Genomic DNA, 13,338 nt, shown 5'->3' on the forward strand with positions numbered 1-13,338 from the left:
TAGTGCTCGACGTCAACTTCTTCGACGAGCTCCGGATCGGTCTGGCCACCGCTGACGACATCCGTCAGTGGAGCCACGGCGAGGTCAAGAAGCCCGAGACGATCAACTACCGCACGCTCAAGCCCGAAAAGGACGGACTCTTCTGCGAGAAGATCTTCGGTCCGACCCGGGACTGGGAGTGCTACTGCGGCAAGTACAAGCGTGTCCGCTTCAAGGGCATCATCTGTGAGCGCTGCGGCGTCGAGGTCACTCGCGCCAAGGTGCGCCGTGAGCGGATGGGCCACATCGAGCTGGCCGCTCCCGTCACCCACATCTGGTACTTCAAGGGCGTCCCGTCGCGCCTGGGCTACCTGCTGGACCTGGCGCCGAAGGACCTCGAGAAGGTCATCTACTTCGCCGCGTACATGATCACGTTCGTGGACGAGGACCGCCGCACCCGCGACCTGCCCTCGCTGGAGGCCCACGTCTCCGTCGAGCGCCAGCAGATCGAGCAGCGCCGCGACTCCGACCTGGAGGCCCGCGCCAAGAAGCTCGAGACCGACCTGGCCGAGCTGGAGGCCGAGGGCGCCAAGGCGGACGTGCGCCGCAAGGTGCGCGAGGGTGCCGAGCGTGAGATGAAGCAGCTGCGCGACCGCGCGCAGCGCGAGATCGACCGCCTCGACGAGGTGTGGAGCCGGTTCAAGAACCTCAAGGTCCAGGACCTGGAGGGCGACGAGCTGCTCTACCGCGAGCTGCGCGACCGCTTCGGCACCTACTTCGACGGTTCGATGGGTGCCGCGGCGCTGCAGAAGCGCCTTGAGTCCTTCGACCTCAACGAGGAGGCCGAGCGCCTCCGCGAGATCATCCGCACCGGCAAGGGCCAGAAGAAGACCCGCGCGCTCAAGCGCCTGAAGGTCGTCTCCGCGTTTTTGCAGACCAGCAACAGCCCCAAGGGCATGGTGCTGGACTGCGTGCCGGTCATCCCGCCGGACCTGCGTCCGATGGTGCAGCTGGACGGTGGCCGCTTCGCGACCTCCGACCTGAACGACCTGTACCGCCGCGTGATCAACCGCAACAACCGCCTGAAGCGGCTTCTCGACCTCGGCGCGCCCGAGATCATCGTGAACAACGAGAAGCGCATGCTCCAGGAGGCCGTCGACGCGCTCTTCGACAACGGCCGCCGCGGCCGCCCGGTGACGGGCCCCGGCAACCGTCCGCTGAAGTCGCTGTCCGACATGCTCAAGGGCAAGCAGGGCCGCTTCCGTCAGAACCTGCTCGGCAAGCGAGTCGACTACTCGGCGCGTTCCGTCATCGTCGTCGGCCCGCAGCTGAAGCTGCACCAGTGCGGTCTGCCCAAGGCCATGGCGCTGGAGCTCTTCAAGCCGTTCGTGATGAAGCGCCTGGTCGACCTCAACCACGCGCAGAACATCAAGAGCGCCAAGCGCATGGTCGAGCGCGGCCGCACGGTCGTGTACGACGTGCTCGAAGAGGTCATCGCGGAGCACCCGGTTCTGCTGAACCGTGCTCCCACCCTGCACCGCCTCGGCATCCAGGCCTTCGAGCCGCAGCTGGTCGAGGGCAAGGCCATCCAGATCCACCCGCTCGTCTGCACCGCGTTCAACGCGGACTTCGACGGCGACCAGATGGCCGTGCACCTGCCGCTGTCCGCGGAGGCGCAGGCCGAGGCCCGCATCCTGATGCTGTCCTCGAACAACATCCTCAAGCCGGCCGACGGCCGTCCGGTGACGATGCCGACCCAGGACATGGTCCTCGGTCTGTTCTTCCTCACCACCGACTCCGAGGGGCGTGGCCCCAAGGGCGAGGGCCGTGCCTTCGGCTCCGCCGCCGAGGCGATCATGGCGTTCGACGCCGGAGACCTGACGCTTCAGGCGAAGGTCGACATCCGCTTCCCGGTGGGCACCATCCCGCCCCGCGGCTGGGAACCCCCGGCCCGCGAGGAGGGTGAGCCGGAGTGGCAGCAGGGTGACACCTTCACCCTGAAGACCACGCTGGGCCGTGCGCTCTTCAACGAGCTGCTGCCCGAGGACTACCCGTTCGTCGACTACGAGGTCGGCAAGAAGCAGCTCTCCGAGATCGTCAACGACCTCGCCGAGCGCTACCCGAAGGTCATCGTGGCGGCGACGCTCGACAACCTGAAGGCGGCCGGCTTCTTCTGGGCCACCCGTTCCGGTGTCACCGTCGCCATCTCCGACATCGTCGTTCCCGACGCGAAGAAGGAGATCGTCAAGGGTTACGAGGCGCAGGACGAGAAGGTCCAGAAGCAGTACGAGCGCGGTCTGATCACCAAGGAAGAGCGCACACAGGAGCTCATCGCGATCTGGACCAAGGCGACCAACGAGGTCGCCGAGGCGATGAACGCGAACTTCCCGAAGACCAACCCGGTCTCCATGATGGTGAACTCGGGTGCTCGCGGAAACATGATGCAGATGCGTCAGATCGCGGGTATGCGTGGTCTGGTGTCGAACGCCAAGAACGAGACGATCCCGCGTCCGATCAAGGCCTCCTTCCGTGAGGGCCTGTCCGTGCTGGAGTACTTCATCTCCACGCACGGTGCCCGTAAGGGTCTGGCGGACACCGCTCTGCGGACCGCCGACTCGGGTTACCTCACGCGTCGTCTGGTCGACGTCTCCCAGGACGTCATCATTCGCGAGGAGGACTGCGGCACCGAGCGCGGTCTCAAGCTGCCGATCGCCACGCGTGACGCGGACGGGACGCTGCGCAAGGCGGAGGACGTCGAGACCAGCGTGTACGCCCGCATGCTCGCCGAGGACGTCGTCATCGACGGCAAGGTGATCGCGCCGGCCAACGTCGACCTCGGTGACGTCCTGATCGACGCCCTGGTCGCCCACGGCGTCGAGGAGGTCAAGACCCGCTCGATCCTGACCTGTGAGTCCCAGGTCGGCACCTGCGCCATGTGCTACGGCCGCTCGCTGGCCACCGGCAAGCTGGTCGACATCGGTGAGGCGGTCGGCATCATCGCCGCCCAGTCCATCGGTGAGCCCGGTACCCAGCTGACGATGCGTACCTTCCACACCGGTGGTGTGGCCGGTGACGACATCACCCAGGGTCTGCCGCGTGTCGTCGAGCTCTTCGAGGCCCGTACCCCGAAGGGTGTCGCCCCGATCTCCGAGGCCTCCGGCCGCGTCCGGATCGAGGAGACCGAGAAGACGAAGAAGCTCGTCGTCACCCCGGACGACGGCAGCGAGGAGACGGCGTTCCCGATCTCGAAGCGTGCGCGTCTCCTGGTCGGCGAGGGCGACCACGTCGAGGTGGGCCAGAAGCTCACCGTGGGTGCCACCAACCCGCACGACGTGCTGCGCATCCTGGGTCAGCGTGCCGTCCAGGTCCACCTGGTCGGCGAGGTCCAGAAGGTCTACAACTCGCAGGGCGTGTCGATCCACGACAAGCACATCGAGATCATCATCCGGCAGATGCTGCGCCGTGTGACGATCATCGAGTCCGGCGACGCGGAGCTGCTGCCCGGCGAGCTGGTCGAGCGCACGAAGTTCGAGACCGAGAACCGTCGTGTGGTCCAGGAGGGCGGTCACCCGGCCTCCGGTCGTCCGCAGCTGATGGGTATCACCAAGGCCTCGCTGGCGACGGAGTCCTGGCTGTCGGCCGCCTCCTTCCAGGAGACGACCCGAGTGCTGACGGACGCGGCGATCAACGCCAAGTCCGACAGCCTCATCGGCCTCAAGGAGAACGTCATCATCGGTAAGCTCATCCCGGCCGGTACGGGCCTGTCCCGCTACCGCAACATCCGGGTCGAGCCGACCGAGGAGGCCAAGGCCGCGATGTACTCGGCCGTCGGTTACGACGACATCGACTACTCGCCGTTCGGCACCGGCTCCGGCCAGGCCGTTCCGCTGGAGGACTACGACTACGGTCCGTACAACCAGTAAGCGGGCAGGTTGAACGAAGGGCGGTCACCCCGGGTGGGTGGCCGCCCTTCGGCGTGCCGCCTCCCGGGTGCCGGGGTGCGGCGCACCTGGGGGAACGCGCCTGACCACGAGACCGCGCCGGACCACCTGCTCGTCACCGGAGCCGTCGTACTCGTTGCGCACCTGCTGATCCGGGGCGGGGCGAGCGGCTTCGCCACGTCCCTGTGGCCCGCCGTGTTCCTCGCCGACGACTCCCGCAGCAGGACCGCCGCGGCGGTCGCGGGAGCGCCCGGCGCCCGGCGCCCGGCTGCCCCGGCGGTCCTGCTCCGGTCCGACCACCGGCCCGTTACGGCACGCCCAGTTCGAAGATGACGTAGTGGGCGTACCAGCCGGAGGCGATCGCGGCCGTGGTGAAGAAGACCGCCAGGCCCGGGAGCCTCAGGCGGCTCAGGGCCGCGGCCGGGGCGAGGAGGAGGGGGAAGGCGGGGAGCAGGTAGCGCATGGTGTTGCCGAACATCTGCTGGGTGCCCAGGACCGTCACGATCGTCGCCAGGGTGTAGGCGACGAGGACCAGCGGGGGCCTCTTGCGCAGCATCAGCGCGATCAGGAAGGGCAGCGCCAGGACCAGCTGGAGGGAGAGCAGGTCCGGGGTGGAGAAGGCGAAGTGGTAGTCGCCGCGGCCCACCGCGAGGTTGCGCAGCACGTCCCAGGTGTAGGCGCCGTAGTCGAAGAAGTGTGCCCAGCCCTCGCGCTGGAGCGTGAAGTACGCCGTGGCCTCGCCGGTGCTGTAACCGACCCAGGCGATGTAGGAGAGCAGGCCGAGCGGCGCGACGAGCATGGCGTACACCGGGCCGCGTACGCCGTGCTCGCGCCGGGATGCGGGGCGGGCCAGGGTCACCAGCGCGGCGAGTCCCACGGCGCCGATGAGGACGGCGGACGTGGGGCGGTTCAGGCCGGCGGTGAACGCGAGCAGGCCGGCCGCCACCCAGCGCCGGGTCATCACGGCGTAGCAGGCCCAGGCGGCGATGGCGACGAACAGGGACTCGGAGTAGACGGCCCACTCGACGCCGGCGCCGGGGGCGACCGCCCACAGGCCGGCCGCGATGGTCCCCGCCCGCGCTCCCGCGGCCAGCGAGATCACGGCGTAGACACCGGCCGCGGCGACGAACGACGACAGGACGGAGACCAGGATGCCGGAGCCGTACAGGCCGAGGCCGGTGGACTCCGAGACCATGCGGATCAGGGCCGGGTAGAGCGGGAAGAACGCGACCGAGTTCTGCTGGACCGTGAACAGGCCGTCCGAGTCGAGCCGTACCAGCGCGGGCTGGTAGCCGTGCTCGGCGACCTGGAGGTACCACCAGCCGTCCCAGGTGGCCAGCACGTCCCACCAGTGGGCGCCGCCGCCGAAGCGCGGGTTCTTCCCCCGGAAGTCCCCGGCGTAGGTCAGCAGGGAGGCGAAGACGCCGAGGCCGACGAGCTTGGCGACGCCGTAGAGGAGCAGGGGGGCCAGGTAGGGCCGGGCGCCGGACGGCAGGGCCCGGGGCCAGGTCCTCCAGGAGCGCGCGCGGCGGTCGGCGGGCCCCTCCTCCGCCGCGCCGGCCGGCCCGTCGGTCATCGTGTCGTCGGCAGCCGTGTCCATGGCTGTCATCCCCCTCGGGCCACCCTCAACCGTCCATTGCTGCCATAAGATCGCACAAGAGTCGCACATCTGTGCTCAAGGTCAGGGGGAGGGGAGGCGCGGGTGCCCGAGGAGAGGGACGCGGAGCAGCGGGAACCGGTCGTACTGTCGGTCGTCGTTCCGATGTTCAACGAGGAGGAGGTCCTGCCCGCGCTGGTCAGCAGGCTGCGCCCGGTCCTGACGGAGCTGGGCGTCCCGCACGAGGTCGTCGCGGTGGACGACGGCAGCGACGACCGTACGGCGGAGCTGCTCGCCGCCTTCCGGCTCGGCTGGCCGGAACTGCGCGTGGTCGCGCTGCGGCGCAACTCCGGCCATCAGGCGGCCCTCACGGCGGGGCTCGACCGGTCGCGCGGCGCGTACGTGGTGAGCCTGGACGCCGACCTCCAGGACCCGCCGGAGAAGATCCCCGACATGCTGGCCCTGGCCCGCGCGGAGGGCCTCGACATCGTCTACGGCGTGCGCGCCGACCGCAGCAGCGACTCCGGGTTCAAGCGGTGGTCGGCGGGCGTGTACTACCGGCTGATGCGGCGCCTGGCGGGGCCCTCGGTCACCGCGCAGGCGGGGGACTTCCGGCTGCTCAGCCGGGCCGCCGTGGACGCCCTGAAGGCCCTGCCCGACCAGCAGCGGGTGTACCGCCTGCTGGTGCCGTGGCTGGGCTTCCCGAGCGGGCAGGTGGCGTACGAGCGCGCGCCGCGCACGGCGGGCCGCACCAAGTATCCGCTGGGTCGCATGATCCGCCTGGCGGTCGACAGCGTCACCGGATTCTCCGCGGCACCGCTGCGCATCGCCACCTGGCTGGGCGCCGGTGCCTTCGTGGTCTGCGTGGGGCTGCTGGTCTACACGCTGACCGCCTTCGCCCTGGGCCGTACGGTCCCCGGCTGGACCTCACTCTTCACCGGCATCGTCTTCATCGGCGGCGTGCAGCTGATCTGCGTCGGCCTGCTCGGCGAATACGTCGGCCGCATCTACACGGCCGTGCAGAACCGCCCCACCTACTTCGTCCGCCACGACACGGCGGCGACCGCGCCCGGCAGCGGGACGGGCGCCGCCGGCCCTGAGGAGCCGCGCGTCCCGGTGCCGCGGGCCTGAGACGCCTTCTGCTGATCGGGACAGGGCGGGATAAAACGGGTGCGGACGGCGGTGTCGCCCATTTGTTTTGACCGCAGCGAATGCGGTAGGTACGCTCAGACCTTGTGCCTGGGGTGTGCCCTGGCCCTCGTGCGTGCCTACGACCGCACCGGGGCCGTGAGTGGCCACCGCAACTCGCGTCTCCTCCCGTCTCGCGGCGGGAGTTCGCGGCTTCGACACACCCGACCGCGTGGGTCGGCGATGTTCCAGGTTAGCTTCACCATTCGGCACACAGAAACCGGAGAAGTAGTGCCTACGATCCAGCAGCTGGTCCGGAAGGGCCGGCAGGACAAGGTCGAGAAGAACAAGACGCCCGCACTCGAGGGTTCCCCTCAGCGCCGTGGCGTCTGCACGCGTGTGTTCACGACCACCCCGAAGAAGCCGAACTCGGCCCTGCGTAAGGTCGCGCGTGTGCGTCTGACCAGCGGGATCGAGGTCACTGCTTACATTCCGGGTGAGGGGCACAACCTGCAGGAGCACTCCATCGTGCTCGTGCGCGGCGGCCGTGTGAAGGACCTGCCGGGTGTTCGCTACAAGATCATCCGCGGTTCGCTTGACACCCAGGGTGTGAAGAACCGCAAGCAGGCCCGCAGCCGCTACGGCGCCAAGAAGGAGAAGTAAGAATGCCTCGTAAGGGCCCCGCCCCGAAGCGCCCGGTCATCATCGACCCGGTCTACGGTTCTCCTCTGGTGACCTCCCTGATCAACAAGGTGCTGCTGAACGGCAAGCGCTCCACCGCCGAGCGCATCGTCTACGGCGCCATGGAGGGCCTGCGCGAGAAGACCGGCAACGACCCGGTCATCACGCTCAAGCGCGCTCTCGAGAACATCAAGCCGACCCTCGAGGTCAAGTCCCGCCGTGTCGGTGGTGCGACGTACCAGGTGCCGATCGAGGTCAAGCCCGGTCGCGCCAACACCCTCGCGCTGCGCTGGCTCGTCGGTTACTCCCGCGCCCGTCGCGAGAAGACCATGACCGAGCGTCTGCTCAACGAGCTCCTCGACGCCTCCAACGGCCTGGGTGCCGCTGTGAAGAAGCGCGAGGACACGCACAAGATGGCCGAGTCCAACAAGGCCTTCGCGCACTACCGCTGGTAGTCGCTACCCACATCGAGACCGAGAGAAGACTGAAGCCTTATGGCTACCACTTCACTTGACCTGGCCAAGGTCCGCAACATCGGGATCATGGCCCACATCGACGCGGGCAAGACGACCACCACCGAGCGGATCCTGTTCTACACCGGCGTTTCGTACAAGATCGGTGAGGTCCACGACGGCGCCGCCACCATGGACTGGATGGAGCAGGAGCAGGAGCGTGGCATCACGATCACGTCTGCTGCGACCACCTGTCACTGGCCGCTCGAGGACAACGACTACACGATCAACATCATCGACACCCCGGGGCACGTCGACTTCACCGTCGAGGTGGAGCGTTCCCTGCGTGTGCTCGACGGTGCCGTGACCGTGTTCGACGGTGTCGCCGGTGTCGAGCCGCAGTCCGAGACGGTGTGGCGTCAGGCCGACCGTTACGGCGTGCCCCGCATCTGCTTCGTGAACAAGCTGGACCGTACCGGCGCCGAGTTCCACCGCTGCGTGGAGATGATCTCGGACCGCCTGGGCGCCCAGCCGCTCGTCATGCAGCTCCCGATCGGCGCCGAGGCCGACTTCAAGGGCGTCGTGGACCTGGTCCGCATGAAGGCGCTCGTGTGGTCCGCCGAGGCCGCCAAGGGCGAGATGTACGACACCGTCGACATCCCGGCCACGCACACCGAGGCCGCCGAGGAGTGGCGCGGCAAGCTGGTCGAGGCCGTCGCGGAGAACGACGAAGAGATCATGGAGCTGTTCCTTGAGGGCCAGGAGCCCACCGAGGAGCAGCTGTACGCCGCGATCCGTCGCATCACCATCGCCTCCGGCAAGTCCGAGGACACCACGGTCACCCCGGTGTTCTGCGGCACCGCGTTCAAGAACAAGGGCGTCCAGCCCCTGCTCGACGCGGTCGTGCGCTACCTGCCGACCCCGCTCGACGTCGAGGCCATCGAGGGCCACGACGTCAAGGACCCCGAGGTCGTCGTCAAGCGCAAGCCGTCGGAGGAGGAGCCGCTCGCCGCGCTCGCCTTCAAGATCATGAGCGACCCGCACCTCGGCAAGCTCACCTTCGTCCGGGTCTACTCGGGCCGCCTGGTGTCCGGCACCGCGGTGCTGAACTCCGTCAAGGGCAAGAAGGAGCGCATCGGCAAGATCTACCGCATGCACGCCAACAAGCGTGAGGAGATCGAGTCGGTGGGCGCCGGCGACATCGTCGCCGTCATGGGCCTGAAGCAGACCACCACCGGTGAGACGCTGGCCGACGACAAGAACCCGGTGATCCTGGAGTCCATGGACTTCCCGGCGCCGGTCATCGAGGTCGCGATCGAGCCCAAGTCCAAGGGCGACCAGGAGAAGCTGGGTGTCGCCATCCAGCGTCTCGCGGAGGAGGACCCCTCCTTCCAGGTGCACACCAACGAGGAGACCGGCCAGACCGTCATCGGCGGTATGGGCGAGCTTCACCTCGAGGTGCTGGTCGACCGGATGAAGCGCGAGTTCAAGGTCGAGGCCAACGTCGGCAAGCCGCAGGTCGCGTACCGTGAGACGATCCGCAAGACCGTCGAGCGCGTGGACTACACCCACAAGAAGCAGACCGGTGGTACCGGTCAGTTCGCCAAGGTGCAGATCGCGATCGAGCCGATCGAGGGCGGCGACGCCTCGTACGAGTTCGTGAACAAGGTGACCGGTGGCCGCATCCCGAAGGAGTACATCCCTTCGGTCGACGCCGGTGCGCAGGAGGCCATGCAGTTCGGCATCCTGGCCGGCTACGAGATGACGGGCGTCCGCGTCACGCTCATCGACGGCGGCTACCACGAGGTCGACTCCTCCGAGCTCGCCTTCAAGATCGCCGGTTCGCAGGCCTTCAAGGAGGCCGCGCGCAAGGCTTCGCCCGTGCTCCTGGAGCCGATGATGGCCGTCGAGGTCACCACGCCCGAGGACTACATGGGTGAGGTCATCGGCGACATCAACTCCCGCCGTGGCCAGATCCAGGCCATGGAGGAGCGTGCGGGTGCCCGCGTCGTCAAGGGCCTCGTGCCCCTGTCGGAGATGTTCGGCTACGTCGGAGACCTCCGCAGCAAGACGTCGGGTCGCGCAAGCTACTCGATGCAGTTCGACTCCTACGCCGAGGTTCCCCGGAACGTCGCCGAGGAGATCATCGCGAAGGCCAAGGGCGAGTAGCGGACTCCGTTCAACGGACCCCGTTCACACGCTTTAGGCTTGACCCCGGAGCCTGCAAGGGGCATTCCGCCGCGAACCCGGCGGAATGCCCCCGGCACCCCGGGCTTTCCAGCAAAGATCACCTGGCGCCGATGAGTAAGGCGTACAGAACCACTCCACAGGAGGACCCCAGTGGCGAAGGCGAAGTTCGAGCGGACTAAGCCGCACGTCAACATCGGCACCATCGGTCACATCGACCACGGTAAGACGACCCTCACGGCCGCCATTACCAAGGTGCTGCATGACGCGTACCCCGAGCTGAACGAGGCCTCGGCCTTCGACCAGATCGACAAGGCTCCCGAGGAGCGCCAGCGCGGTATCACCATCTCCATCGCGCACGTCGAGTACCAGACGGAGACCCGTCACTACGCCCACGTCGACTGCCCCGGTCACGCGGACTACATCAAGAACATGATCACGGGTGCGGCGCAGATGGACGGCGCCATCCTCGTGGTCGCGGCCACCGACGGCCCGATGCCGCAGACCAAGGAGCACGTGCTCCTGGCCCGCCAGGTCGGCGTTCCGTACATCGTCGTCGCGCTGAACAAGGCCGACATGGTGGACGACGAGGAGATCCTGGAGCTCGTCGAGCTCGAGGTGCGCGAGCTCCTCTCCGAGTACGAGTTCCCGGGCGACGAGCTTCCGGTCGTCAAGGTCTCGGCTCTGAAGGCCCTCGAGGGCGACAAGGAGTGGGGCAACTCGGTCCTCGAGCTCATGAAGGCCGTGGACGAGTCCATCCCGGAGCCCGAGCGCGACGTCGACAAGCCGTTCCTGATGCCGATCGAGGACGTCTTCACGATCACCGGTCGTGGCACCGTCGTCACCGGTCGTATCGAGCGCGGCATCCTCAAGGTCAACGAGACCGTCGACATCATCGGCATCAAGACCGAGAAGACCACCACCACGGTCACCGGCATCGAGATGTTCCGCAAGCTGCTCGACGAGGGCCAGGCCGGTGAGAACGTCGGTCTGCTGCTCCGCGGCATCAAGCGCGAGGACGTCGAGCGCGGCCAGGTCATCATCAAGCCGGGCTCGGTCACCCCGCACACCGAGTTCGAGGCCCAGGCCTACATCCTGTCGAAGGACGAGGGTGGCCGTCACACCCCCTTCTTCAACAACTACCGTCCGCAGTTCTACTTCCGTACGACGGACGTGACCGGCGTCGTGACCCTCCCCGAGGGCACCGAGATGGTCATGCCGGGTGACAACACCGAGATGAAGGTGGAGCTCATCCAGCCCGTCGCCATGGAAGAGGGCCTGAAGTTCGCCATCCGCGAGGGTGGCCGGACCGTGGGCGCCGGCCAGGTCACCAAGATCAACAAGTAAGCTCCGCTTGCTTGTCGGTCGACCTGACCCGACATGGGCTGATGCCTGAAAGGGCCCGTACGACTTCGGTCGTACGGGCCCTTTCGCACGGGGCGGACGCGAGGGGCGTCAACCGCCTTCGGTGCGGTGTCACTCGTTCGCGGTGCGTCCTCGCGTCCTGGGGCCGGACAGCCTGCCGGTGATCGACAGTCCCGAGGAGGCCGCTCGCCCGAGGAGCCGCCCTCACCCAACAGCGCGTGCGAGACGTACGACGGCTGTCTGCACCCCGTCTTCCCCGAGGACCGGACGCGGCCCACGGGACCCGCCGCCGACCCGTACGACCGCAGCGAGGGATCGCGGCGGCGCCGGGGACGGGGTGCGGCACGGCCACCCGCACCTGACCCCCTGATGACGCCTCGGGCCCCGCGCCACGACGTGCCGGGTCCGGGCGCTCCCCCCACGCGCCCGGACCCGGCCCCCGTCGTCCCCTGTGGGGATCAGCGCGGCGTCACAGCCGCTGCCACAACGCGGGCACGTTCGGCGGCTGCCAGCCCGGCTGGGCCTGGTGGCCCTGCAGACAGCGGTAGGTGGCGCCGCCGTACGTCACGGTGTCGCCCGCCTGGTAGACGGTGCCGGCCGCCCACGTGCCGCCGGGCTCCTCGCCGCCGTCGTCACCACCGCCGTCGTCCCCGCCGGTCGTCTTGAGGGTGAGCCCGTAGTTCTGGAGCAGGGCGTTGATCGGCTGGAAGAAGGTCTCGCCGCCGGACCGGCAGTCGCCGGAGCCGCCCGAGGTGACCCCCTGTGCCTGGCTGCCGGAGATGTAGGAGCCGCCGGAGTCGCCGGGCTCGGCGCACACCGTGGTCCTGGTGACCGGGGAGATGGTGCCTTCCTGGTAGGTGACGCTGGTGTTCAGCTGCGTGATGGTGCCGCAGTGCCAGCCGGTCGTCGAGCCGGAGCGGCACACGGACGCGCCGACCGGAGCCGCCGTGGAACCGGTGACCTGGACGTTCTGCCCGCCGGCCCCGTTGACGTAGGGGGTCGCCGTCCAGCTGGAGTTGGTGGCCACCCAGGCCATGTCGCGGCCGGGGAAGACCGAGCCCTGGAAGGTGCCCTGGGCCACCTGGTTGGAGCCCGTGGTGCTTGAACCCGCCCGGCCGCAGTGGCCCGCGGTGGCGAAGCCCTGCTGGGCGCCCTTGGTGATCGGGAAGCCGATCGAGCAGCGGCTGCTGTTGTTGATGTAGTACGCCTCGCCGCCGCGCAGGTCGTAGAAGGTGCGGGGCCGTTCGGTGCGGGACCCGACACGGGCGAGGGAACGGTCGACACCGGCCGCCGCCAGCAGCGATCGCGCCGCGGCCGGGCGTATCGCCTCGACGACGACGGTGTTGGTGCGCGCGTCGACGTACCAGGCCGAAGCAGCCGTCGCCGGGTACGCAGGCCCACTCCTCGGCCACCAGCCCGGTCAGGTCCACCTCGGCGCGGTCGGCGAGCGGGTGGCCTGCGGGCATCATGACGAACACCGGGTCCACGGCGACCTCCCGCCACACCAGCCCCTCGCCTTCGGGCGGCGACGCGGTGCCACAGGTCCCGGCGAGCGCGAAGTCCAGGCGTCCCTCGGCGAGTTGACCGGCCAGCTCCCGCTCGGACCAGGAGGTGCAGGTCGTCATCCGGGCGTCTGGCGCCACACCGGCGAGCCGGTCGAGGAGGGCGCCCAGCAAGGGCCCGTGGGTGCCGCCGATCCGCAGCCGCTCCGTCGTGTGCGGCGCCCGGGCGAAGCGGGCCGCCTCCTGCTGCAACTCGGTCACCGCGGGCAGCACGATCCGGCTTCGTTCCAGCACCAGTTCGCCCAGCGCGGTGGCCCGCACGCCGTGCCGTCCCCGGACGAACAGGGCGCCTCCCAGGGCCCGTTCGATCCGCTTGAGCTGTGCGCTCAGCGCGGGCTGGGCGAGCCCGAGAGCCGTCGCCGCCCTGGTGAGACTGCCGGCGTCGGCGATGGCCCGGACCGTCTTGAGATGCCGCAACTCCAGCTCCATGAGGGGAGCTTGCGACG

General features: G+C 68.7%; 8 protein-coding genes and 2 pseudogenes. 7 read left to right on the plus strand and 3 right to left on the minus strand.

What is annotated here, in order from left to right; genetic code table 11:
• The first annotated feature begins 2 nt into the window (after window positions 1-2).
• Window positions 3-3,902 (plus strand): DNA-directed RNA polymerase subunit beta', encoded by a 3,900-nt coding sequence (locus ACGFYH_RS05015; protein ID WP_393801738.1) that lies wholly within the window; start codon window positions 3-5, stop codon window positions 3,900-3,902.
• Window positions 3,903-3,977: 75 nt separating this feature from the next.
• Window positions 3,978-4,253 (plus strand): hypothetical protein, encoded by a 276-nt coding sequence (locus ACGFYH_RS05020; RefSeq protein ID WP_393801739.1) that lies wholly within the window; start codon window positions 3,978-3,980, stop codon window positions 4,251-4,253.
• Here ACGFYH_RS05020 and ACGFYH_RS05025 read toward each other — a convergent pair.
• Window positions 4,228-5,520: a hypothetical protein gene (locus ACGFYH_RS05025; RefSeq protein WP_393801740.1), complete on the minus strand. Its 1,293-nt coding sequence runs from the start codon at window positions 5,518-5,520 to the stop codon at window positions 4,228-4,230. The genes ACGFYH_RS05020 and ACGFYH_RS05025 overlap by 26 nt on opposite strands.
• Before the next feature lie 102 nt (window positions 5,521-5,622).
• Here ACGFYH_RS05025 and ACGFYH_RS05030 point away from each other — a divergent pair, with 102 nt between their 5' ends.
• The 5 genes from ACGFYH_RS05030 to tuf all read left to right on the plus strand — a co-directional run bounded on the left by ACGFYH_RS05030 (window position 5,623) and on the right by tuf (window position 11,312).
• A complete protein-coding gene (locus ACGFYH_RS05030; RefSeq protein WP_393801741.1) occupies window positions 5,623-6,648 on the plus strand; it encodes a glycosyltransferase family 2 protein in 1,026 nt (341 codons plus the stop codon).
• Between the two features lie 288 nt (window positions 6,649-6,936).
• Window positions 6,937-7,308, plus strand: coding sequence for a 30S ribosomal protein S12 (gene rpsL / locus ACGFYH_RS05035; protein WP_003948652.1), 372 nt, complete (start codon window positions 6,937-6,939; stop codon window positions 7,306-7,308).
• A gap of 2 nt (window positions 7,309-7,310) precedes the next feature.
• Complete coding sequence (gene rpsG, locus ACGFYH_RS05040; RefSeq protein WP_003974303.1) at window positions 7,311-7,781, plus strand: 30S ribosomal protein S7; 471 nt, start codon at window positions 7,311-7,313, stop codon at window positions 7,779-7,781.
• A 39-nt stretch (window positions 7,782-7,820) separates the two neighbouring features.
• Window positions 7,821-9,947: an elongation factor G gene (gene fusA / locus ACGFYH_RS05045; RefSeq protein WP_393801742.1), complete on the plus strand. Its 2,127-nt coding sequence runs from the start codon at window positions 7,821-7,823 to the stop codon at window positions 9,945-9,947.
• Window positions 9,948-10,118: 171 nt separating this feature from the next.
• Window positions 10,119-11,312 (plus strand): elongation factor Tu, encoded by a 1,194-nt coding sequence (tuf, locus tag ACGFYH_RS05050; protein ID WP_393801743.1) that lies wholly within the window; start codon window positions 10,119-10,121, stop codon window positions 11,310-11,312.
• 487 nt (window positions 11,313-11,799) lie between these two features.
• Here tuf and ACGFYH_RS05055 read toward each other — a convergent pair.
• Together ACGFYH_RS05055 and ACGFYH_RS05060 are read right to left on the minus strand one after the other, a co-directional pair.
• Window positions 11,800-12,705, minus strand: a pseudogene (locus ACGFYH_RS05055) (carbohydrate-binding protein); the annotation flags it as partial.
• Window positions 12,698-13,321: pseudogene (locus tag ACGFYH_RS05060) on the minus strand (LysR family transcriptional regulator); the annotation flags it as partial. The pseudogenes ACGFYH_RS05055 and ACGFYH_RS05060, both read right to left, overlap by 8 nt.
• Window positions 13,322-13,338: the final 17 nt, after the last annotated feature.

The sequence above is a fragment of the Streptomyces sp. NPDC048392 genome, from assembly GCF_043200575.1.
Taxonomy (GTDB): domain Bacteria; phylum Actinomycetota; class Actinomycetes; order Streptomycetales; family Streptomycetaceae; genus Streptomyces.